Genomic DNA, 20,590 nt, shown 5'->3' with positions numbered 1-20,590 from the left:
CTAAGCGAGGACGGTCTGCAGCCGGGTCAGGTCGCCGATCTGCGCCATCGTTGCCTGGTAGCCGATACGGATCGCTTCGTCGGCGCGGTGGAATTCGGTCAGGCCGATATGGCTGAGCTTCGGCTGCAGCGATATGTCCGGCGGGTCGCCGGCCAGCCTGGCGCGCGAAATGCGGTCCTGGATGATGTTGAAGGCCTCGACCATGACGCCGGTAATGCCGAGCCGCGTCTCGCGCGACTGGCGTTCGGGATCGGCGTGGCCGGCCCTCGGCGCGTCTTTCTCGATGACCAGCTCGCCGGCATTGTGCTTGATCACCGCGGCGCGGCCGAACAGATCGTAGTGAAGGTTCACCGCAACCACGAGCGGCTGCTCGTAGGCACGGCAGACCGAGACCGGCACCGGATTGACCAGTGCGCCATCAACCAGCACACGCCCATTGCAGGCGACCGGCTCGAACACGCCGGGCAGCGCGTAGGAGGCGCGCATTGCGGTGCTCAACGAGCCGCTCGACAGCCAGATCTCATGGCCGGTGCGGATTTCCGAAGCGACGCAGACGAATGGTTTTGGCAGGTCCTCGAAGCGGATGCCGGCTATGTGCTCGCGCAGCCGCGCATCGAGCTTCATGCCACCGAACAGGCCGCTGCCGCGTAGATTGAGATCGAGAAGGCCAAAAATGCGCCGCCTGGTCAGGCTGCGCGCGAATTCTTCCAACTCGTCGAGCTTGCCGGCAACATAGCAGCCGCCGACCAGCGCGCCGATCGAGGTGCCGGCGATCATCGACACTTCGATGCCGGCTTCATCAAGCGCGCGCAGCACGCCGATATGCGCCCAGCCGCGCGCACAGCCGCCACCCAATGCCAGCGAAATCCCAGTTTTGCCCGGAGATTTGGTTTCGGATGCGCCCGCGGCCGAGGAGAGGCCATTGGCCTCCCGAACGTCAGGTCTGTTGCGCAATGACGCCCAGTCGAGCATCACAATCTCCCTTGTCCCACGGTCATCCTATAGGCGGGCCGTATCGAAATCATGAATATACGTGGCTGAAGTGCTGCGAATGGTTCATATTGATGGTGTATTGGGCTTTCGATAGGTTTTTTCCGCATCGAACAGCGGCTTGCTGCCGTCGCTGGCAAGCGTCCCTTTGCCATCGCTCAGCCCCACCGTCCGATAAAAGCATGAACGTCGGCCGGTGTGACAAGTTGCTTGGTGACCCAGCATTTTGACGCGCAACCATATCGCGTCCTGGTCACAATCCGTGAGCATCTCGACGACCTGCTGGACATTGCCCGAGGTTTCGCCCTTCTTCCACAGCGCGTTGCGCGAACGCGACCAGTAGTGCGCGATGCCGGTCTCGAGCGTCAGCGCCAGCGCCTCGGCATTCATATGCGCGACCATCAGCAGCACGCCGTCTTCGGCATCGGTGACCACGACAGTGACGAGGCCGGCAGCATCGAAGCGCGGTGAAAGGACCGCGCCTTCCTCGAGTGCCTTCTTGTCTGTTGGAGCTTTCGGGAATTCCAATGCCGACATTCGCCGGTCCTTATCTAGCGAAGCCGGCAGGCCGATCAGATCCTGCCGCCGCGCACCATGGTGACGAAGCGGACCTGCTCTTCGGGTGTGTCCTTGAAGACGCCGGTGAAGGTTGAGGTCAGCGTGGTGGAGCCCTGCTTGCGGATGCCGCGCATGGCCATGCACATATGCTCGGCCTCAAGCATAACGGCCACACCGCGCGGATTGAGCACGTCCTGGATGACGCCGGCAATCTGCGCGGTCATCGCTTCCTGGGTCTGCAAGCGATGGGCGAAGATGTCGACGACACGGGCTATCTTGGACAGGCCGACAACCTTGCCGTCAGGCAGATAGCCGACATGCGCCTTGCCGATGATCGGCACCATGTGATGCTCGCAATGCGAGTGGAAGGATATGTCCTTGACGAGAACGAGGTCGTCATAGCCGGCAACTTCCTCAAAGGTGCGGCCAAGTTCCTCGGCTGGGCACATATCATAACCGTTGAACATTTCGCTGAACGCCTTGGTGACGCGCTTCGGCGTGTCGATCAGGCCCTCGCGGTCAGGGTTGTCGCCGGTCCAGCGCAACAAGGTGCGCACAGCGGCTTCGACTTCGGCCTCGCTCGGCCGGTCGGTGACCGGCTTTTCCATATAGGCAGACCGCGGCATGAGTTTCTTGATAACGGCGTCCATAAAGGCGTCTCCCGTAGTTCCTCTCTCAGGAGGAACGAGTTGAACGGACCACGACCTTTCGGGTGTCAGAAACTCGCCCGGTTTCCAGCCCGTAAGTGGCGTGAACAGAATTGGGTATGACGAGGTTTGTGGTCGCCTTGTCGATACCCGACTACCGCCATTATATATGTTCGTGCCGAGCGAAAGGAAGACGCCAGAGCGGCAATGACTGTTCGCTGGGCGGCGACGGATTGGAAAAATATGATCGACGATGTCTACAATGCGAAAATTCTGGGTTTTGCCGGAAACATCGCACGGATCGGCCGGCTCGACCGGCCCGACGCAACCGCACGAGCACATTCCAAGCTGTGCGGCTCGACGGTGACCGTCGATCTGAAGATGGATGATGGCGTCGTCAGCGATTTCGCGCATGACGTGAAGGCCTGTGCGCTTGGCCAGGCGTCGTCGTCGATCATGGCGCAGCATGTCGTCGGCGCCAGCGCCGAAGAATTGCGCAGCGTGCGCGAGACGATGCTGAAGATGCTGAAGGAAAACGGCCCGCCGCCCGAAGGCCGCTTCGCCGACCTGAAATACCTGGAACCGGTGCGCGACTACAAGGCGCGCCACGCCTCGACCATGCTGACCTTCGACGCAGTGGTCGACGCCATCGGCCAGATCGAGAAGAAGCGGGCGGAAGAGGCGGCTTAAACCTTGGCGAGAAAACGCCGGCTTTCGGCGAATTCCGCCCGGACCCAGTCGGCAAAAGCCCTGGCTGGTTCGGAAAGGTCATTCAGCCTTCTGGCTACTAGCCAATAGGCGCCCGACGCGACGTCGATGTCGAAAGGCTTGATCAGCGCGCCGGACGCAAGTTCTTCGCCGATCTGCAAAAGATCGCCCAACGCGACACCATGTCCAAGCAAGGCTGCCTGCTTCGAAAGCGAAGCATCGGCCAGCATCGGACCGCGCGCAGGCACGGCATCAGCCGTCACGCCCGCCGCTTCGAACCAGCGTGCCCAAGCCTGACGGTTTTCTTCGTGCAGCAACGTATAGCGACCAAGGTCGATCGGCTTTTCCAGAGCTGGGCCGGATGCAAGAAGTGCCGGCGACAGAACTGGGGAATCGACGACCGCGGCAAGCTGTTCGGCTTCGCTGCGTGGCCATGAGGTGGCGTGCGCACTGAAACGCAGGGCAAGTTCGGGCTGATCGCTGCGAAACTCTATCAATCTCGGGTCGACCTCAAGGGAAACGTCGATGTCGGGTCGCAACTCGCGAAAGCGGTTGAGCCGCGGCACCAGCCATACGGATGCAAGCGATGGCTCGACGCTGACACGCACCACGGACTGCGTCGGGGCCGCCGTCAATTCCGAAAGCAGCCTGTCGATGCCCTCGAAACTTCTGACCAACTGGTCGAGCAGCCGCTGGCCGGTGTCGGTCAACTCGACGCGGCGATGATGGCGGAAGAACAAAGGTTGGCGCAGGAAGGTTTCGAGCTCGCGGATCTGTCGGCTGATCGCCGCCTGCGAAACATAAAGCTCCTCGGCCGCACGGCTGAAGCTCAGGTGACGACCGGCTGCTTCGAAGCTTCTCAGAGCCGTCAGGGGGAGGTGTCCGCGCTTCATTCGCATAACTCAGAGTTATCTGACGTTGACGTTATACTCGTTTGAAGAGCAAGGCCAGCGGCGCTCTAATCGGTGCTTAAGGAGTGCCGCCATGATCCAGTTTCTCAACATTCTGGGCGATGTGATGCGGATCGCGACGTTTCAATGGTACGACGAGAAACCGCATAGGGATTGGTGCGAGGAGAGGCCGCCGACCAGCGTCGCCGTATGCCGAAGGCCGACGGCCGACCGCTATCCGGTTCGCCCTACCAGGCCATGACGGGATTGCCGGAACGGCATTGCGTTCCTGGCCCGATGCGCACATCTATCGCGTAGGGAAACGCGATGTGGAGACTGCGGTGGTCGGCCAACATCGGCATGCGCACGGCGCCAGGCCGATTCGACAAGGACGCAACTGGTCCGGCCCGTGGCGCAAGACGCCGGGCCGCGTCTTCGGCACGTCGCTTGTCCGACTTTACCAGCTGACGCTGTCCGGCTTCGTCGGCAATTCCTGCCGGCATCTGCCGACCTGTTCCGAATACGCGTACGAAGCGATCGCCCGCCACGGGCTGTGGGCCGGCGGCTGGATGGGGTTTTTCCGGGTGCTGCGCTGCGGACCGTTCGGCACGCACGGCATCGACCGGGTGCCTGAGGCACTGGCTGATCGCTACCTCTGGTTCACGCCATGGCGGTACTGGCGGATCGGGAAAAAACGTGGCGACCTGGACAGTTGACCGCAACTGTGCGGTGCACAGAGGGGTTGCTTTTTACGATCTGGTAGGGTTAACCGCAGCTTGCGCTGACATAGCGCATTTGAGACAAAATCGAGACAAGACACCTCGCTAAGCCGCTCCTGACACCCTTCAGGAGAGATTACCAAATGCGCCGGATAGATCGTCGTCCCTTCATTTTCGCCGTGGTTCTCTACGTCCTGGCGTGGCTGATGGGTTTTCCGATCCGTGCGCAATCGGCGCCGCTCGGGGACGTCGAATGCACGCTGATCGTCGACGCCGCAAGCGGCGAGACGCTGTATCGCCAAGGGACCTGTGATCAGCGCTTCAGCCCCGCCTCGACATTCAAGGTTCCGCTGGCGCTGATCGGCTATGATGCTGGAATCCTGAGCGACGAGCATACGCCAAGCTGGGAGTACAAGGCGGAGTTCAATGCCCCGAAACGGGACCGCAAGACCGTCGACCCGACGATCTGGGAAAGGGATTCGGTCCTTTGGTCCTCACGCGAGATTACGCGCCGGCTCGGCAGCAAACAGTTTGCCGGCTATGTGTCCAGATTGGACTATGGCAACACCGAAGTCTCCGGCACTGCCGGCAAGAATGACGGCCTCACCCATTCCTGGGTGAATTCTTCGCTCAAGATATCGCCGGTCGAGCAGGTCGATTTCCTGCGCAAGCTGCTGGCGCGAAAACTGCCGGTTTCGGACAAGGCCCATGCGATGACCAGCGCGATTGTCCCGACCTTCCGGGCAGGCGGCTGGACGGTGCAGGGCAAGACCGGAACGACCAGGCTCGGCGACAGCGCCGACAAGCGCTCGCTTGGCTGGTTTGTCGGCTGGGCGCAGACCGATGCTCGCAAGATCGTCTTTGCCCGCCTGGTAGTCGATACGAAACGTTCCGACACGCCAAAGGGACTCAAGACGCGGGCGATGTTCCTGAAAGATCTGCCGAATCTCCTCAGGTGACCTACATCCGACTTTACGGCGCCGAAAACTGCCCATAAAAGACCGCTCGCCGCCGGACGCATCCGGCTCTTACTGATGCATCTCGTAGCCCCAAAACCGCTAAGCAGTCTTGGGCGACATGCATTTCACCACCCGCGCTCGTTTGCGGGACTGGATAGGAGAATCTTATGCTGAATTCCGTTTCCCTGACATTTCCCGATGGTTCCGTTCGCGATTACGACGCGGCGATGACCGGCGCCGGCCTGGCGGAATCGATCTCGAAGTCGCTGGCCAAGAAGGCCGTTGCCTATTCGATCGACGGCACGCTGCGCGATCTTTCCGACCCGATCGGCAGATCGGGCAAAGTCGAGATCATCACCCGCGAGGACCCGCGTGCGCTGGAGCTCATCCGCCACGATGCAGCCCATGTGCTGGCCGAAGCCGTGCAGGAACTTTGGCCGGGAACGCAGGTGACCATCGGGCCGGTGATCGAAAACGGGTTCTACTACGATTTTGCCCGCAACGAGCCGTTCACGCCCGACGATTTCCCGGTGATCGAGAAGAAGATGCGCGAGATCATTGCACGCAACAAGCCGTTCACCAAGGAGGTCTGGTCGCGCGAAAAGGCGAAAAGGATCTTTGCCGACAAGGGCGAGCGCTACAAGCTCGAGTTGATCGACGCCATCGCCGAGGACCAGGATCTCAAGATCTATGCACAGGGCGACTGGTTCGACCTCTGCCGCGGCCCGCATATGGCCGCGACCGGCCAGATCGGCAGCGCCTTCAAGCTGATGAAGGTCGCCGGCGCCTATTGGCGCGGCGACAGCAACAATCCGATGCTGACCCGCATCTACGGCACGGCCTGGGCCGATCAGGCGCAGCTCGAAGCCTATCAGACGATGCTGGAGGAGGCCGAGAAGCGCGACCACAGGAAGCTCGGCCGTGAGATGGACCTGTTCCACTTCCAGGAGGAGGGCCCCGGGGTCGTCTTCTGGCACGCCAAGGGCTGGAGGATGTTCCAGAACCTGGTCAATTACATGCGTCGCCGCCTCGACGAGCAGGGCTATCAGGAAGTCAACGCGCCGCAGGTGCTCGACAAGAGCCTGTGGGAGACGTCAGGCCACTGGGGCTGGTACCGGGACAACATGTTCAAGGTGACCGTTGCTGGCGACGACACCGACGACGACCGGGTGTTTGCGCTGAAGCCGATGAACTGCCCCGGTCACGTCCAAATCTTCAAGCACGGGCTGAAATCCTACCGCGATCTGCCGGTAAAACTTGCGGAATTCGGCAATGTGCATCGCTATGAGCCGTCCGGCGCGCTGCACGGGCTGATGCGCGTGCGCGGCTTTACCCAGGATGATGCGCACATCTTCTGCACCGAGGAACAGCTCGCCGACGAGTGCCTCAAGATCAACGATCTGATCCTCTCGACCTATGCCGATTTCGGCTTCGACGAAATCACCGTCAAGCTGGCGACCCGCCCCGAAAAACGGGTCGGCACCGACGCAATGTGGGATCATGCCGAGGGCGTGCTGCAGGACGTGCTCGACAAGATCGCGGCGCGGTCGGGCAACCGGATCAAGACGGGCGTCAATCCGGGCGAGGGCACGTTCTACGGGCCGAAGTTCGAATATGTGCTGAAGGACGCCATCGGCCGCGACTGGCAATGCGGCACCACGCAGGTTGATTTCAACCTGCCTGAACGGTTCGGCGCCTTCTACATCGGCTCGGATTCGGAAAAGAAGCAGCCGGTGATGGTGCATCGCGCCATCTGCGGCTCGATGGAGCGGTTTCTCGGCATCCTGATCGAGAATTATTCCGGCCATTTCCCGCTCTGGTTCGCGCCGCTGCAGGTGGTGGTGGCGACGATCACTTCCGATGCCGACGATTACGCCCAGAAGGTCGTTGCGCAGCTGAAGGCGGCGGGGCTGATCGCCGAAGCCGATCTGCGCAACGAGAAGATCAACTACAAGGTCCGCGAGCATTCGCTGGCCAAGGTGCCGGTCATCCTCGTCTGCGGCAAGCGCGAGGCCGAGGAAGAAACGGTCAATATCCGTCGTCTCGGGTCGCGTGACCAGGAATCACTCGGCCTCGCAGCCGCCGTGAGGCTGCTTGCCGACGAGGCGGTGACACCCGACCGCAAGCGCCGCGCGGCCTGAACCTATCGACGAGCAATGAATGGCGGTGGAGCGATCCACCGCCATTTTTATATTTTGTATGCCTGTCACGCCGCACGCCTATCTGGCAAATCGATCGACGTGCGCGTCGGCGACGCGCTGGCGCGACCCATGCACAAGGCAGCTTAGAGGGGCGCGTCTCAGTCGGCGCCTTCCTCGGAATCGATGGCCGAAGCCTCGGTGGCCAGAACCTCGATGTCCTGGTTGTGCCCAGCCACCACCGTAAAATCCTTCTGGTAGATGCGGTCGCGGTTCTTGGCGATGATGGTGTAGTCGCCCTCGGCCAGCACCATCGAGGCAAAGGCGCCGACGGTTTCCTTGATCGGATCGCCGGATTCGTTGAGCAGGGACCAGGAGGTGTCGGCGATCGCCTCGCCGCCTGGTTCGCGCACCAGCTTCATGGTCATCTCGGCGGCACGGTGCTCGACGGTCGCTTCGGTCAGCTTGCCGGCCTCGACGCGGATGTCGGAGCGGATGACCGCGTTCACCGCGCCATAGGTCGACACGACGTGGTAGGTGCCGGCATTGAGCCGCACGACGCTGTTCGGCTCGACATCGGGTATGATCAGGGCGCGATCGCCATCGGCCGCGGCGTGGCTCTCATAGATCGAGAAGCGCAGCTTCTTCGGCGGTATGCGTACCCCGCCGGACAGCACTGCATCGAGCTTGAGGCCACCGGCATCGAGCACGAGGCTCTCGCGCTTGGCTTCCTTGCCGACGGTGATGCGCTTGGTGGCGCCGGCCCGCCCGTAGGAGGCGTGGACCAGATACGAACCCGGCTCGAGCTGGAATATGGCGGTGCCGCCATGAGAGGAGGCGACCATCGTCAGCTTGCCGTCGCTGGCCGATTCGGGTTTGAAGACGCGCCAGACTATGCCGCGCGTGATGTCGGCGCCCTTGTCGGTCAATTGCGCCGACAGCGTGATCGCCCCGCTGCTGCCCAATGCCAGCGATGTCTCGCTTTTCGGAGGTGCATAGCCCGAAATTCCGGGAAGCTTCAGCTCGCCAAGGCCGTCCACATCCTGGGCGACGGCAAGCGAAACCGGCACCATCAACAGTGCGGCAGCGAGCCATATCAGGAAAAGACGCAATGTCCCCTCAAACATGCCTTGCGTTGAAGCCCAAGGCGGTGGCAATTTCAAGGCTTAAGAGTCCGGTCGGCTTCTGCTACAGGGCTCTTTGTCCGGCGCGCCGCGCCAATGCCCAAGCCGCCCGATGTCCCGATGGTGCGCTTCAGCTCAAATTCCAGGAGACTTGCGCCCATGGCGTCGCCGATCATCGATTTTCTGCTGACCCGAAATTCCGCGCCGATCCCGGATTTGAAAGAACCGGCACCGGGCGATGCGGAGATCGCGACGATGATCGCCGCCGCCTCGCGGGTGCCGGACCACGGCCGGCTGGAGCCTTGGCGTTTCATCCTCTATCGCGGCGAGGCCCGCATCGAGATCGGCAAGAAGCTGGCAAAACTTGCCGAACAGCGCGAAGGGCCGCTGCCGGAAGGCCGGCGCAACCAGGAATTGGCGCGCTTTTCGCGGGCGCCGCTGGTCATCGGCGTGATTTCTATCCCTAGGGAAAATCCAAAGATCCCGCAATGGGAGATGTTCCTGTCCGGCGGCATGGCGGCGATGAACCTGATGCTTGCCGCCAATGCGCTGGGCTACGGCACCAACATGATCAGCAACTGGTATTCCGACGTGCCCGAGGGCAGGGCGATCCTCGGCCTGGCGCCGCATGAGCGGGTCGTCGGCTTCGTCCATATCGGCTTTTACCAGGGGCCAGCGCCGGAACGACCGCGGCCCGATCCGGCAAAGCTCTATGCCGACTATTCAGGGCCGTGGGTGGGATAATTCCGGCGCGGAACAGACCCCTAAGGATCAAGCTCCGATGCCTTGGCTCGCGCCAGGAGCCGCTCTGCGAGCTTGAGATGCGGCCGATCGTACATCTTGCCGTCGATGCCGACGACGCCTGGATTTCCTGCCGCCTCGAACGCCTCGACGATCGCCAGGGCGCTTTTCACCGCTTGCGCCGAAGGCGTGAAGGCGGCGTTGATGACCGGCACCTGCGCCGGATGGATCGCCATCTTGCCGGTGAAACCGTCGCGCTCGGCCTCGGCGCATTCGGCCTCGAAGCCGGCCATGTCGCGAAAATCCGGAAAGACGGTGTCGATTGCCGCGACTTCCGCGGCACTTGCGGCAAGCATGGTCATGGTGCGGGCGAGGCGGAACACATCCGTGTAGCGGCCGTTCCCGTCGCGCGTCGCGCGTGCGCCGATTGCCGCCGACAGATCTTCCGCCCCCCAAGTGACGCCGACAAGCCGCGCGCTTGCCTTGGCGTAGGTTGCAGCGGCCATTACGCCGGCTGCGGTTTCGGTGATGATCGGCAGGATCCTTATCGCGCCATCCGGCAGGCCGCTTTCGGCTTCGTGCACCCTGAGCTTGGCCGAGAGATGCTGGACATCCAGTCCGCTGTTCGACTTAGGCAGCATGATGCCGTCTGGTTTCACCGGCACGAGCGCCGCCAGATCGTCGTCGGTCAGTCCGGTCGAAAGATCGTTGACGCGAACATAGATCGCGGAGCTGGTCCGGTGCCTGTGCGCGGCGATGAAACGCGCCGCTGTGTCGCGTGCCAGACCTTTGTTCTGCTCGGCAATCGAATCCTCGAGGTCGACGATGACCACGTCGGCGCCTACGCCAAAGCCCTTCTCCAGCTTCTTTTCCGAATCGCCGGGAACGAAGAGCAGAGAACGCATCGGCTATGCCTTTTTCATCATCATGGCTTGCCTCGTGCATTTGGCAACCAGCACATCGTTCTGGTTATAGGCGCGGTGCTCGAACTCGACGATGCCGCGGTCCGGCTTCGACCTGGATTCACGCACCGAAACCACCGTGGTCTCGACGCGAATGGTGTCGCCATGGAAGACGGGATGTGGAAACACCGTCTCCTTCATGCCGAGATTGGCGATGGTGGTGCCGACGGTGATGTCGTTGACTGAAATGCCAATCATCAGGCCCAGTGTGAACAGCGAATTGACCAGCGGCTTGCCCCATTCGCTCTTCGCCGCGAAGTCGAAGTCGATGTGCAGCGGCTGCGGGTTCAACGTCATCACCGAAAACAACATGTTGTCGCTTTCGGTCACGGTTTTGCGCAGCGTGTGCGTGAACACTTGGCCGACAGCGAACTCCTCAAGATAAAGCCCGGCCATGGTCGATCTCCTCCGCTGCTTCAGGGTTGATAGGCGTTGCATATCGCGCTCGCAAGCCAGTTAACGAACATGGTGAACCGTTCGTAAACCATTTGTGCCTACGGTCTCCACCAGGGTCAGAAGCGTTCTGGCAAGGGGCGTAAGCAGGCGACATGGTCGTTTCGCATTTCCTGAAATGGATCCATACGGCGAAGGTGTCGGAGCGTGCTGCGGCGGCAAGCGCGCTGGCTCGCGCCTATGTCGACTCGGAGCTGCCTTTCGAGGACCGCTGCGCTGCCGAGGCGGCGCTGACGTTGCTGCTCGATGACGTATCGTCGAAGGTGCGGGCGGCGATCGCCGACGCGCTTTCCATGAGCCATCATGCGCCGCCGCAGATCGTCAGCGCGCTGGCCTCGGACCAGCCGGAAGTCGCAGCCTTGGTGCTGGCGCGCTCGCCGCTGCTCACCGATGCCGACCTGATCGATCGGGTTGCCGGCGGCCAGAAGGCGACGCAGAAGGTGATCGCCGACCGGCCACGCGTCTCGATGTCGGTTGCGGCGGCGATCGCCGAGATCGGCGAGCCGGAAGCCTGCGCCACGCTGCTCGCCAACAGCGGCGCCGACATCGCATCCGTCAGCTTTCGCCGCATGGCCGAGCGGCACGGCCATCTGCCTCTGGTGCGCGAGGCGCTGATCGCCGACACCCGGCTGCCCGCCGATTGCCGGCATATGCTGCTGGTCAAGCTCGGGGAGATGCTCAAGGGGTCGCCGCTGGTGCTGGCGCTGATGGGCGCCGCCAGGGCCGAGCGCGTCACGCGCGATGCTTGCATCAAGGCTTCGGTGACGCTGATCGAAGGCACGCGGACAGAGGAACATACCGCACTTGTCGAACATCTGCGCCTGCGCGGCGACCTGACCGCAAGCTTCGTCGTCCGCACCATTGCGCACGGCAAGGTCGACTTCTTTGGTTCGGCGCTGGTCGCGCTCAGCCAACAGTCCGAACAACGGGTGAGAGCACTGCTGGCCGGCGGCCATGACGTGGCTCTGCAGGCACTGTTCCGCAGCGCCGGGCTTGCCGCCGCCACCCACGCCATCATTCTGCGCGCGCTGAAGGTCTGGCGCGAGGTCGCCAACGGCAAACGCCTCGCCGGCGTCCAGGAAGTCAGTTGGCTGATGCTGAAGGAATTGGGCGGACACTCCGCAGAAGGCGATCTCGCCGGGCTGGTCAAATCGATCCATCTCGACGCGCTGCGCGAGAACGCACGCGGGCACGCGCTGGCGATCGCCGCTGCCTAAACCCGGTCCTTCGCGAAAAAATCCGGAAAATCCTCGATCGCGGCGGCAATGATGCGCAGCGAGGCGGCGATCTGCAGCATTTCGGCCGCGACGCTGCGCTCCGCGATGCCTGCTGCATACTGCCTGGCGACTGCGACGGTCGCCGTCTGCGGCTCGCCGGGACGCCTGAACAGCAGTTCGCGTGCCAGACCGCGCAGGAAATTGGCGATGGAAAGTGCTGTTTCAGGCGGGATCGCGGAACTTTGCTGCGCGTTGCGCAGCCGTAGGATTTCGAGGCCGACGGTAACCGCAGCTATGCCGCCGCCGAGAACCGCGTCGCCTTTCTTGCCGGCGTTCTGCAGCAGTGGCATCAACTGGTTGATCCGGTCGTAGGCAAGGCTTTCGAAGGCCGATCGCCGCGGCAGGCGGTCGTGCAGGCAAAGGCGTGCAAGATCTTCGCGCATGGTTTGCAGGATGCGGGTAACCCAAGGGTCGGCGGGCAGCACGACGGCGAAGACGCCGATCGCCAGAAGAATGCCGACAAGGACCGCTGCCGCATTGGCGAGGAACGGCTCCGGATCGTAGGTCATGACCTGATGTGGGCTGAGGAAGGCGAGGAAATTGATCGCAAAGGCCGTTGCCACGCCGACGTAACGCGGATTGGCCATGCCCAGTGCCGCTGGCACCAGGATCGGGACGACGAAAACCGCGAACCAGCCAAAGCCCGGCAGCGCTGGAAGTGCTATCTGCCCGACCACAAACGCGAACGGCAGGGCGAGCAACGTGCCCTCGAAGAAGTTCCATGCCGACCGGATCGGATCGGCGCGCGCGGCGAACAAGCTGGAGACAACGGCGACCAGAATGACCGTGCCGGTCGCGTCCGACCATTTCGTCGCCAGCCAGAAGCCGGCGACCAGGAGCGTGGCGATTGCTGCGCGCACGGCATTGCGCGATGCCGCACGGTAATCGCGGTGCACCACCAGCGCTGGCTGCCGCCGTTCGCGACTGGCACGAGACGGGGGAGAGCGGAGTGCATCCAGGCCGCGCAGCACTTGCTGCATTGCCCCGGCGAAGTCGGCGGCAATGGTTAGACGGGTGACAGTGCCAGCCCAGTCAATGTCTTGCCCGGCCGCGATGCCAGGCATCTGCCGTGCCTTGCCGGCGATTGCGTCGAGCCGCGCCACCCAGGGCGCCGTATCGTCCAGCGCGCCCGGCTTGGCTACCAGTTCGCCTACAACGGCCTGCAACTCGGCGCGAACGGGGATGAGGGCTGCATTCTTCGGAGCGGCATGGGCATGCAGCGCACGCGCCGCCGACAGGGCCGACAGAAGCTGGCCGATGGTACGCCGGACCGGATAGGCGCGGGTGGCGAGGCTCGGCCCCTCCAGCCTTGCGTAGGTGCGCATCTCGCCGAGCGTCTGGACGTCGCCGATCAGCTTGCGGTGCAGCCCGGCAAGCTTTTCCGCATCGCCGCCGGAAAAAGCGCCGTCCGCATAGGCTGCCAGGTCGAGAATGCTGCGTTTCAGTCTTGAGATGATGGCGTCGGCGGCCAGTTTCGGCAGGATCAGCCGGCTGGTCAGCGCAGCGCAGACGATACCAAGCACGATTTCCGCGCAGCGCGCCACGGCGAGATCGATGACGAGGTGCGGCTGGCCGAAAGCCGGCAGGCCGATGATCATCGCGGTGTAGCCGGCAAGCGCCGCGCCATAGGCTTCCGGATTGCGTAGCAGCGACGAGACCAGCGAGCAGATGCCGATCCAGACGGCAAGAACTGCAACCAGCAACCAGGGGTTAGCATCGAAAACAGTGGTAATGCCGATCGCCGCCAGCGCGCCGGCAAGCGTGCCGAGGAGACGATAAAACCCCTTCGCCAGCACCATGCCGGCGACCGGCTGTGCGACGATGAACACCGTCATCATCGCCCATTGCGGGTGGTCGAGCTTCAGCGCATAGGCGGCCAATATCGCGATGAGGCCGGCCGAAACGGTGCGCAGGGCAAAGATCCAGTCCGAACGCGTCGGCCGCGTCAGGCCAGCGATCCGCGTGCCGATATCGTCCTTCAGCCGCGCCCAGGTCAAGTGCTCGTCTCCAGCTCAGAAGGCCAAGCTAGCGGCGGGAGCTCAGATATCCAGCACTTCCGTCTCGGCGAATTCCGCGCGTTCCTGGATGAAGCGGAAACGGGCCTCGGGCTTGGTCCCCATCAATGCGTCGACCGCATCCTTGGTCGCCGCCTCGGCATCGATAACGTCGACCCTGAGCAGCGTGCGCTTTTTCGGGTCCATGGTGGTTTCCTTGAGCTGGGCAGCCATCATTTCGCCCAGCCCCTTGAAGCGGCCGATTTCGACCTTGCCGCGCCCGGCGAATTCGGTGCGCAGGAGTTCGTCCTTGTGCGCATCGTTGCGGGCATAGGCGACCTTGCCGCCTTGCCGGATCGAATAAAGCGGCGGCACCGCCAGATAGAGATGGCCGCCGCGGACCAGGCTCGGCATCTCCTGGTAGAAAAAGGTGATCAGCAGCGAGGCGATATGGGCGCCGTCGACGTCGGCATCGGTCATGATGATGACCCGGTCGTAACGCAGGTCCTCGTCGCGATATCTCGAGCGCGTGCCGCAGCCAAGCGCCTGGATGAGGTCGGATATCTGCTGGTTGGCGGCAAGCTTGTCGTTGCCGGCGCTGGCGACGTTGAGGATCTTGCCGCGCAGGGGCAGCACCGCCTGGCTGGCGCGGTCGCGCGCCTGCTTTGCCGAACCGCCGGCCGAATCGCCCTCGACGATGAACAGCTCGGCACCGGCGGCGGCATTCTGCGTGCAGTCGGCGAGCTTGCCGGGCAGCCGCAGTTTGCGCACCGCACTTTTGCGCGACACTTCCTTTTCCTGGCGGCGGCGCACCCGCTCGTCGGCGCGCGCGATCACCCATTCGAGCAGTTTCGAAGCTTCCTGAGGATTGTCGGCCAGCCAATGGTCGAACGGGTCGCGGATAGCGCTTTCGACGATGCGGATCGCCTCGATCGTCGCGAGCCTGTCCTTGGTCTGGCCGACGAATTCCGGTTCGCGGATGAACACCGACAGCATGCCTGCCGCCGAGATCATCACATCCTCGGAAGTGACGATCGAGGCGCGCTTGTTGCCGACCAGGTCGGCATAAGCGCGCAAGCCGCGCGTCAGGACGTTGCGGAAGCCGGCCTCATGCGTGCCGCCCTCCGCGGTCGGGATGGTGTTGCAATAGGAATTGATAAAACCGTCGCCGCCGAACCAGGTCACCGCCCATTCGAGCGAACCGTGACCGCCCTGCTTCTCGCTCTTGCCGGCAAACATTTCACGGGTCACCTGGAATTCGTCGCCGAGCGAGGCTTTCAGATAGTCCTTGAGGCCGCCCGGAAAATGGAATTCTGCCTTGGCCGGCGTCGTGTCCTTTTCCTTGATCAGCGAGGGATCGCAGGTCCAGCGGATTTCGACACCGCCGAACAGATAGGCCTTTGACCGCGCCATGCGGTAGAGCCGCGCCGGCTCGAAAGCAGCACCCTTGCCGAAAATCTGCTCGTCTGGATGGAAGCGGATCTTCGTGCCGCGGCGGTTGTGCACCTCGCCGAGCTGCTCCAGGCCGGTCACCGGAACGCCTCGCGAGAAGCGCTGGCGATAGAGCTTGCGCCCAATCGCGACCTCGACCTCGAGATGGTCGGACAGCGCGTTGACCACGGAAACGCCGACACCGTGCAGGCCGCCGGACGTCTCGTAAACCTTGCTGTCGAACTTGCCGCCTGAATGCAGCGTCGTCATGATGAGTTCGAGCGCCGGCTTCTTGAATTTCGGGTGCGGATCGACCGGAATGCCGCGGCCGTTGTCGGTTACGGACAGGTATCCGTCGGCGGAAAGCTCGACATCGATGAAGGTCGCATGGCCGGCGACCGCCTCGTCCATCGAATTGTCGATGACTTCGGCGAACAGATGGTGCATCGCCTTGTCGTCGGTGCCGCCAATGTACATGCCCGGGCGCCGTCGCACCGGTTCCAGCCCCTCCAGCACTTCGATGTCGGCGGCACTATAGCTCTCGCTGGCGTCGCGGGGCGCCGGCCGCTTCGCCGCCTGCACCAGCGGGTCGGCCGGGCGCGCGGCGGCGCGAGCCGGTTGCGGCTGCTTGTCCAATTTGGCGAAAAGATCGTTATTGTCGTCCATGCCGGTCCTGGATTCCGATGCTGCGAATCACCACCCGATACTGCCACGCTTTTGGCGGGCAGGCGACGGAGGTTCCTGTTACGTTCGAGGATAGGGCCTCTTACTGCAAAACCATTCGACAGCCAAGCGGCGGAAATGGGGTCGAAGGTGGAGCATCGACGTTTTGTAAACCCTGTCCGAAGGTTACGCCGGAAGATTGGCTAAAAGGCGGTATTTGCGGACTGTCGCTGACCTAGAATGCAGCGGAACCCTCAAGAGGCTGTCGCTTAAGCATGTTGGATTACAGTTCGCTCCTGCTCGCGGCGGCGCTGTCGGGCACGTGCCTTAGCATCACCATGTTTGCCATCTGGTTCAGCGCGCCACAGGCACGCTTTGTGCTGACGGTGGCGTGTGGCATTCTCGTGCTCGTCGCACATGTGGTGTTGTTCTGGCATTACACCAGGGATCCAAGCGCCTGGCTTTGCCAGATCGTGCTTGCGCTGCTCAGCCTCGGCTTCCTGATCATCTGCCTGTCGGCCATGCAATACCTCGGCATAGGCGACTACAGGCGAGCCATCTTGCCGACCTTGGTTGCGATGGCCGTTTGCGCGGGCGCGACGTATCTCGGGTTTGATGGTGTCGGCTTTATTGTCACCTACGCGACGGTAACGGCGCTGCTCTCGCTCATCGGGGCGATGTTCTGGATTGAGGGTGGTCACGATCGCCGGATATTGCTGGTCGTCTCGTTCCTGAGCGGCGTCTGTGCCCTGTCGTTCGGACTTTGCGGCGCGGTCCTGCTGGTCACGGGCCAATGGGTGCTGGGTGTTGCGCCCGACAATTGGGCCGAGCGGGTGAATTCCGTCGTGGCCGTCGCCTGCATGACCGGGCTCGGCGCATTGACGCTCTCCCTGCACCATTTGCAGGCGCAGATCGAATTGAAGGCCGAGACGATGACCGATCCATTGACCGGGCTGATGAATCGGCGGGCGTTGACGGCACTCTACGGCGAGCGGGTCTTCGGTCCGTTCATGTCCGTTGCCATGTTCGACCTTGACCATTTCAAGAGGACGAACGACGTATTCGGTCACCCGGTCGGCGACCAGGTTCTGTGCCGCTTTGCCGCCGTCATCAGGAAATACGCCCGGACCGGCGTCGACGCCTTCCGGTTGGGCGGCGAGGAATTCGTGCTCGTCATATCGCGGATGACGGAAGAGAAGGCCTATGACATTGCGAGCAAGATCAGCGTCGCCTTCGGCACGGAAGTCGTGGCCACCCAACTCGGTCCGTTGCGAAGCACAGTCAGCGGCGGCATCGGCTTTGGCGGAACAAACGGCACCGGTCTCGACGATGTGCTGGCCGAAGCCGACGCAGCACTCTATGCGGCAAAGCGCGCCGGGCGAAATCGCGTCGTCGTTCGGGACCGGGCGAGCAAGGCCGACGGGCCGGCCTTGCGTTCTGCCTGATTGAGGTTTCTATCTGCTTGTTAGACCCGTGATCTTGTCCGAAAACCGGATTCCACTTTTCGGGATCATGATCTATTCCGCCGCACCCAGATATTCCGACAGCGGCGGGCAGGAGCAGACGAGGTTGCGGTCGCCGGCGACATTGTCGATGCGTGACACCGGCGGCCAGTATTTTGCCGCCGTGTCGGCATCGCCGGCGGGGTAGGCCGCCTCCAGGCGCGAATAGGGATGGGTCCACTGGCCGGCCAACGCCTCGGCGGCGGTGTGCGGCGCATTGACTAGAGGATTGTCGGCCAACGGCCATTCGCCCTTCGCCACCTTGGCTGCCTCGCCGGCTATGGCGATCATGGCCTCGCAGAAACGATCCAGCTCGCGCTTGGGCTCGGACTCGGTCGGCTCGACCATCAGCGTGCCGGCGACCGGGAACGACATGGTCGGCGCGTGGAAGCCATAGTCGATCAGCCGCTTGGCGATATCGTCGACGCTGATGCCGGCGCTGTCCTTGAGCACGCGGGTGTCGAGGATGCATTCATGCGCGACGCGTCCGTTGCGCCCTTTGTAAAGCAGGGGGAAATGCTCGCCAAGCCGCGTCGCCACATAGTTGGCGGAGATGATCGCCGTCTCGGTCGCCTGCTTCAGGCCGGAAGCGCCCATCATGCGGATATACATCCAGGTGATCGGCAGGATGGAGGCACTGCCGAACGGTGCCGCCGCCACGGCATGGGCCGAGCCTTCGGTGACGTGGCCGGGCAGATATGGCTTCAAATGCGCCTTGACGCCGATCGGGCCGACGCCGGGGCCGCCGCCGCCATGCGGGATGCAGAAGGTCTTGTGCAGGTTCATGTGGCAGACATCGGCGCCGATATCGCCGGGACGGGCGAGGCCGACCAGCGCGTTGAGGTTGGCGCCGTCGAAATAGACCTGGCCGCCATGGCTGTGGACGAGGGCACAAAGGTCGCGCGCGCCCTCCTCGAATACGCCATGCGTCGAAGGATAGGTGAACATCAGCGCCGCAAGGTTGTGCGCATGCTCGGCCGCCTTGGCCTGCAGGTCGACCATGTCGATATTGCCGTCCTCGGTGCAGCGCACGACGACGACGCTCATGCCGGCCATGGCCGCGCTTGCCGGATTGGTGCCATGCGCCGAGGACGGGATCAGGCAGACGGTGCGATGGCCTTCGCCGCGTGAGCGGTGGTAGCCGCGAATGGCGAGCAGGCCGGCATATTCGCCCTGGCTGCCGGCATTGGGCTGCAGGGTCACCGCGTCGAAGCCGGTGATCTCCGCCAGCCAGCCTTCCAGCTCGTCGATCATGGCGCGATAGCCGGTCGAATGGTCAGCCGGGGCGAAGGGATGCAGGTTGGCGACATCAGGCCAGCTCACCGGCATCATTTCGGCGGCGGCGTTGAGCTTCATGGTGCAAGAGCCGAGCGGGATCATGGCGCGGTCAAGCGCCAGGTCCTTGTCGGCCAGCCGGCGCAGGAAGCGCATCATGTCGGTTTCCGAGTGGTTTTCGCGGAAGACGGGCTGGGTGAGAAACTCCTTGCCGCGCGGTTTTCCTGGCATGGAACTGCCGGCGGCAACGCCGGCCTTGGCGCCGAAAAGTGCTGCGATCGCCTCCAGATCGGCCTCGGTGGAGGTCTCGTCGAAGCTGATGCCGACATGGTCGGCGTCGATGACGCGCAGCAGCCGGCCGGTCTTTTCTGCGGCGGCGGCAATCGCGCCGGCTCTGCCCTTCACTTTCACGGTCACCGTGTCGAAATGGCTGTCGCCGACCACCGAAACGCCCGCTGCCTTGAGGCCGGCAGCCAGGCGGTTGGCCAGCGTGTGGACGCGGCCGGCAATCGCCTGCAGCCCGGCAGGGCCATGCCAGATCGCGTAGGCCGTCGCCATATTGGCGAGCAGCGCCTGTGCGGTGCAGATGTTGGACGTCGCCTTGTCGCGGCGGATATGCTGTTCGCGTGTCTGCAAAGCGAGGCGATAACCAGGACGGCCCTTGCTATCCGTCGACTGGCCAACGAGCCGGCCGGGCATCAGCCGCGTCAGCCTGTCGGAGACGGCGCAATAGGCGGCGTGCGGCCCGCCAAAGCCCATCGGCACGCCAAAACGCTGCATCGGGCCGACGGCGATGTCGGCGCCAAGCCTGGCCGGCGCATCGGTCAGCGTCAGGCCAAGCGGGTCGGCGATGAAGACGACCAGCGCGCCGGCAGCACGGGCCCTGTCGATCGCTGCCTTGTGGTCGCCGTAGACGCCGAATGTATCGGGCCAGGAGACCAGCAGGGCGGCGGTGTTGTCGTCGATCACCTCGCCGTCGACCTCGATGCCGAGCGGCTCGGCGCGGGTGCGCACGACGTCCAGCGTCTGCGGGTGCGGCGTGCCGGCCAGTGCCACCTTGGTGCGCTTGTCGCGATGATGGCGCAGCGCGATGCCAACCGCTTCGGCCACCGCCGTCGCCTCGTCGAGCAGCGAGGCCGATGCCACCGGCAGGCCGGTCAGTTCCGTCACCAGTGTCTGGAAGTTGAACAGCATCTCCAGCCGGCCCTGACTGATCTCGGCTTGGTAAGGCGTGTAAGCCGTATACCAGGCCGGGTTCTCGAACAGGTTGCGCTGGATCACCGGCGGCACGTGGACGCCATTATACCCGGCACCGATGAAGCTCTTCTGCACCGTGTTCTTTGCCATCGTCGCCGCGAGCTCGGCCAGCGCTTCCGCTTCGGTTGCGGGCGCGGGCAGGGCCAGCGGCCGGTCGAGCCGGATCGACTTCGGCACTGCCTGGCTGATCAGGGTCTCGACCGAAGGAACGCCGATCGTCGCCAGCATGGCTCTGACGTCATGGAGGCCCGGGCCGATATGGCGAGCCGAGAAGGGGTAGGGTGCTGCGGTCATCTTCCTGG

General features: G+C 63.3%; 18 protein-coding genes. 8 read left to right on the top strand and 10 right to left on the bottom strand.

Annotation, left to right across the window (positions count from 1 at the left end; genetic code table 11):
- From NKJ81_RS12970 to folE, 3 genes are all read right to left on the bottom strand, one after another.
- Positions 1–972 (bottom strand): patatin family protein, encoded by a 972-nt coding sequence (locus tag NKJ81_RS12970; RefSeq protein ID WP_023678882.1) that lies wholly within the window; start codon positions 970–972, stop codon positions 1–3.
- A gap of 84 nt (positions 973–1,056) precedes the next feature.
- Complete coding sequence (gene hisI, locus NKJ81_RS12965) at positions 1,057–1,527, bottom strand: phosphoribosyl-AMP cyclohydrolase (RefSeq protein WP_352540664.1); 471 nt, start codon at positions 1,525–1,527, stop codon at positions 1,057–1,059.
- A 35-nt stretch (positions 1,528–1,562) separates the two neighbouring features.
- A complete protein-coding gene (gene folE, locus NKJ81_RS12960; RefSeq protein WP_352466975.1) occupies positions 1,563–2,198 on the bottom strand; it encodes a GTP cyclohydrolase I FolE in 636 nt (211 codons plus the stop codon).
- A 240-nt stretch (positions 2,199–2,438) separates the two neighbouring features.
- On the opposite strand from folE, the gene NKJ81_RS12955 reads away from it, so the two are divergent.
- Positions 2,439–2,885 carry an iron-sulfur cluster assembly scaffold protein gene (locus tag NKJ81_RS12955; protein ID WP_023678879.1) on the top strand — a complete coding sequence of 149 codons (447 nt, stop codon included), beginning with the start codon at positions 2,439–2,441 and terminating at the stop codon, positions 2,883–2,885.
- On the opposite strand, the gene NKJ81_RS12950 is transcribed toward NKJ81_RS12955, so the two are convergent.
- On the bottom strand, positions 2,882–3,796 hold the full coding sequence (locus NKJ81_RS12950; protein ID WP_352500847.1) for a LysR substrate-binding domain-containing protein: 915 nt from the start codon (positions 3,794–3,796) through the stop codon (positions 2,882–2,884). The two genes, NKJ81_RS12955 and NKJ81_RS12950, sit on opposite strands and share 4 nt — an antisense overlap.
- 91 nt (positions 3,797–3,887) lie before the next feature.
- Between NKJ81_RS12950 and NKJ81_RS12945 the strand changes: the two genes are divergently transcribed.
- The 4 genes from NKJ81_RS12945 to thrS all read left to right on the top strand — a co-directional run bounded on the left by NKJ81_RS12945 (position 3,888) and on the right by thrS (position 7,612).
- The gene (locus NKJ81_RS12945) at positions 3,888–4,055 is read left to right on the top strand and encodes a hypothetical protein (protein WP_352540663.1); all 168 of its coding nucleotides are present in this window, start codon (positions 3,888–3,890) and stop codon (positions 4,053–4,055) included.
- A 67-nt stretch (positions 4,056–4,122) separates the two neighbouring features.
- Entirely contained in the window at positions 4,123–4,509 is a 387-nt protein-coding gene (yidD, locus tag NKJ81_RS12940; RefSeq protein WP_502904284.1) for a membrane protein insertion efficiency factor YidD, read from the top strand.
- A 146-nt stretch (positions 4,510–4,655) separates the two neighbouring features.
- Positions 4,656–5,471 (top strand): class D beta-lactamase, encoded by an 816-nt coding sequence (blaOXA, locus tag NKJ81_RS12935; RefSeq protein ID WP_352540662.1) that lies wholly within the window; start codon positions 4,656–4,658, stop codon positions 5,469–5,471.
- 167 nt (positions 5,472–5,638) lie between these two features.
- Positions 5,639–7,612 carry a threonine--tRNA ligase gene (gene thrS / locus NKJ81_RS12930; protein ID WP_352540661.1) on the top strand — a complete coding sequence of 658 codons (1,974 nt, stop codon included), beginning with the start codon at positions 5,639–5,641 and terminating at the stop codon, positions 7,610–7,612.
- 158 nt (positions 7,613–7,770) lie between these two features.
- Here thrS and NKJ81_RS12925 read toward each other — a convergent pair whose 3' ends face one another.
- Positions 7,771–8,736, bottom strand: coding sequence for an RgsD C-terminal domain-containing protein (locus NKJ81_RS12925; protein WP_352540660.1), 966 nt, complete (start codon positions 8,734–8,736; stop codon positions 7,771–7,773).
- 156 nt (positions 8,737–8,892) lie between these two features.
- On the opposite strand from NKJ81_RS12925, the gene NKJ81_RS12920 reads away from it, so the two are divergent.
- The gene (locus tag NKJ81_RS12920; protein WP_352540659.1) at positions 8,893–9,477 is read left to right on the top strand and encodes a nitroreductase family protein; all 585 of its coding nucleotides are present in this window, start codon (positions 8,893–8,895) and stop codon (positions 9,475–9,477) included.
- Between the two features lie 20 nt (positions 9,478–9,497).
- Here NKJ81_RS12920 and NKJ81_RS12915 read toward each other — a convergent pair whose 3' ends face one another.
- Both NKJ81_RS12915 and NKJ81_RS12910 read right to left on the bottom strand, forming a co-directional pair.
- On the bottom strand, positions 9,498–10,379 hold the full coding sequence (locus NKJ81_RS12915) for an HpcH/HpaI aldolase/citrate lyase family protein (RefSeq protein WP_352540658.1): 882 nt from the start codon (positions 10,377–10,379) through the stop codon (positions 9,498–9,500).
- 3 nt (positions 10,380–10,382) lie between these two features.
- A complete protein-coding gene (locus tag NKJ81_RS12910; protein ID WP_502901046.1) occupies positions 10,383–10,874 on the bottom strand; it encodes a MaoC family dehydratase in 492 nt (163 codons plus the stop codon).
- 110 nt (positions 10,875–10,984) lie between these two features.
- Here NKJ81_RS12910 and NKJ81_RS12905 point away from each other — a divergent pair, with 110 nt between their 5' ends.
- Positions 10,985–12,106, top strand: a complete 1,122-nt coding sequence (locus NKJ81_RS12905; protein WP_352540657.1) for a DUF2336 domain-containing protein — start codon at positions 10,985–10,987, stop codon at positions 12,104–12,106.
- Here the strand turns inward: NKJ81_RS12905 and NKJ81_RS12900 are convergent.
- Together NKJ81_RS12900 and parE are read right to left on the bottom strand one after the other, a co-directional pair.
- A complete protein-coding gene (locus NKJ81_RS12900; RefSeq protein ID WP_352540656.1) occupies positions 12,103–14,163 on the bottom strand; it encodes an FUSC family protein in 2,061 nt (686 codons plus the stop codon). The two genes, NKJ81_RS12905 and NKJ81_RS12900, sit on opposite strands and share 4 nt — an antisense overlap.
- Before the next feature lie 42 nt (positions 14,164–14,205).
- Positions 14,206–16,257 carry a DNA topoisomerase IV subunit B gene (parE, locus tag NKJ81_RS12895; protein WP_352540655.1) on the bottom strand — a complete coding sequence of 684 codons (2,052 nt, stop codon included), beginning with the start codon at positions 16,255–16,257 and terminating at the stop codon, positions 14,206–14,208.
- 272 nt (positions 16,258–16,529) lie between these two features.
- Between parE and NKJ81_RS12890 the strand changes: the two genes are divergently transcribed.
- Complete coding sequence (locus tag NKJ81_RS12890) at positions 16,530–17,699, top strand: GGDEF domain-containing protein (protein ID WP_352540654.1); 1,170 nt, start codon at positions 16,530–16,532, stop codon at positions 17,697–17,699.
- A gap of 72 nt (positions 17,700–17,771) precedes the next feature.
- Here NKJ81_RS12890 and gcvP read toward each other — a convergent pair whose 3' ends face one another.
- Positions 17,772–20,582, bottom strand: a complete 2,811-nt coding sequence (gene gcvP / locus NKJ81_RS12885; RefSeq protein ID WP_352540653.1) for an aminomethyl-transferring glycine dehydrogenase — start codon at positions 20,580–20,582, stop codon at positions 17,772–17,774.
- Positions 20,583–20,590 lie beyond the last annotated feature (8 nt).

Source organism: Mesorhizobium sp. M0018 (assembly GCF_040323955.1).
GTDB lineage: Bacteria > Pseudomonadota > Alphaproteobacteria > Rhizobiales > Rhizobiaceae > Mesorhizobium.
This window is presented reverse-complemented; position numbering and strand designations above follow the sequence as displayed.

Bases quoted from the DNA above. Each gene is read 5' to 3' on its own strand.
- NKJ81_RS12970 (WP_023678882.1), bottom strand. From the start codon at position 972: ATGCTCGACTGGGCGTCATTGCGCAACAGACCTGACGTTCGGGAGGCC.
- hisI (WP_352540664.1), bottom strand. From the start codon at position 1,527: ATGTCGGCATTGGAATTCCCGAAAGCTCCAACAGACAAGAAGGCACTC.
- folE (WP_352466975.1), bottom strand. From the start codon at position 2,198: ATGGACGCCGTTATCAAGAAACTCATGCCGCGGTCTGCCTATATGGAA.
- NKJ81_RS12955 (WP_023678879.1), top strand. From the start codon at position 2,439: ATGATCGACGATGTCTACAATGCGAAAATTCTGGGTTTTGCCGGAAAC.
- NKJ81_RS12950 (WP_352500847.1), bottom strand. From the start codon at position 3,796: ATGAAGCGCGGACACCTCCCCCTGACGGCTCTGAGAAGCTTCGAAGCA.
- NKJ81_RS12945 (WP_352540663.1), top strand. From the start codon at position 3,888: ATGATCCAGTTTCTCAACATTCTGGGCGATGTGATGCGGATCGCGACG.
- blaOXA (WP_352540662.1), top strand. From the start codon at position 4,656: ATGCGCCGGATAGATCGTCGTCCCTTCATTTTCGCCGTGGTTCTCTAC.
- thrS (WP_352540661.1), top strand. From the start codon at position 5,639: ATGCTGAATTCCGTTTCCCTGACATTTCCCGATGGTTCCGTTCGCGAT.
- NKJ81_RS12925 (WP_352540660.1), bottom strand. From the start codon at position 8,736: ATGTTTGAGGGGACATTGCGTCTTTTCCTGATATGGCTCGCTGCCGCA.
- NKJ81_RS12920 (WP_352540659.1), top strand. From the start codon at position 8,893: ATGGCGTCGCCGATCATCGATTTTCTGCTGACCCGAAATTCCGCGCCG.
- NKJ81_RS12915 (WP_352540658.1), bottom strand. From the start codon at position 10,379: ATGCGTTCTCTGCTCTTCGTTCCCGGCGATTCGGAAAAGAAGCTGGAG.
- NKJ81_RS12910 (WP_502901046.1), bottom strand. From the start codon at position 10,874: ATGCAACGCCTATCAACCCTGAAGCAGCGGAGGAGATCGACCATGGCC.
- NKJ81_RS12905 (WP_352540657.1), top strand. From the start codon at position 10,985: ATGGTCGTTTCGCATTTCCTGAAATGGATCCATACGGCGAAGGTGTCG.
- parE (WP_352540655.1), bottom strand. From the start codon at position 16,257: ATGGACGACAATAACGATCTTTTCGCCAAATTGGACAAGCAGCCGCAA.
- NKJ81_RS12890 (WP_352540654.1), top strand. From the start codon at position 16,530: ATGTTGGATTACAGTTCGCTCCTGCTCGCGGCGGCGCTGTCGGGCACG.
- gcvP (WP_352540653.1), bottom strand. From the start codon at position 20,582: ATGACCGCAGCACCCTACCCCTTCTCGGCTCGCCATATCGGCCCGGGC.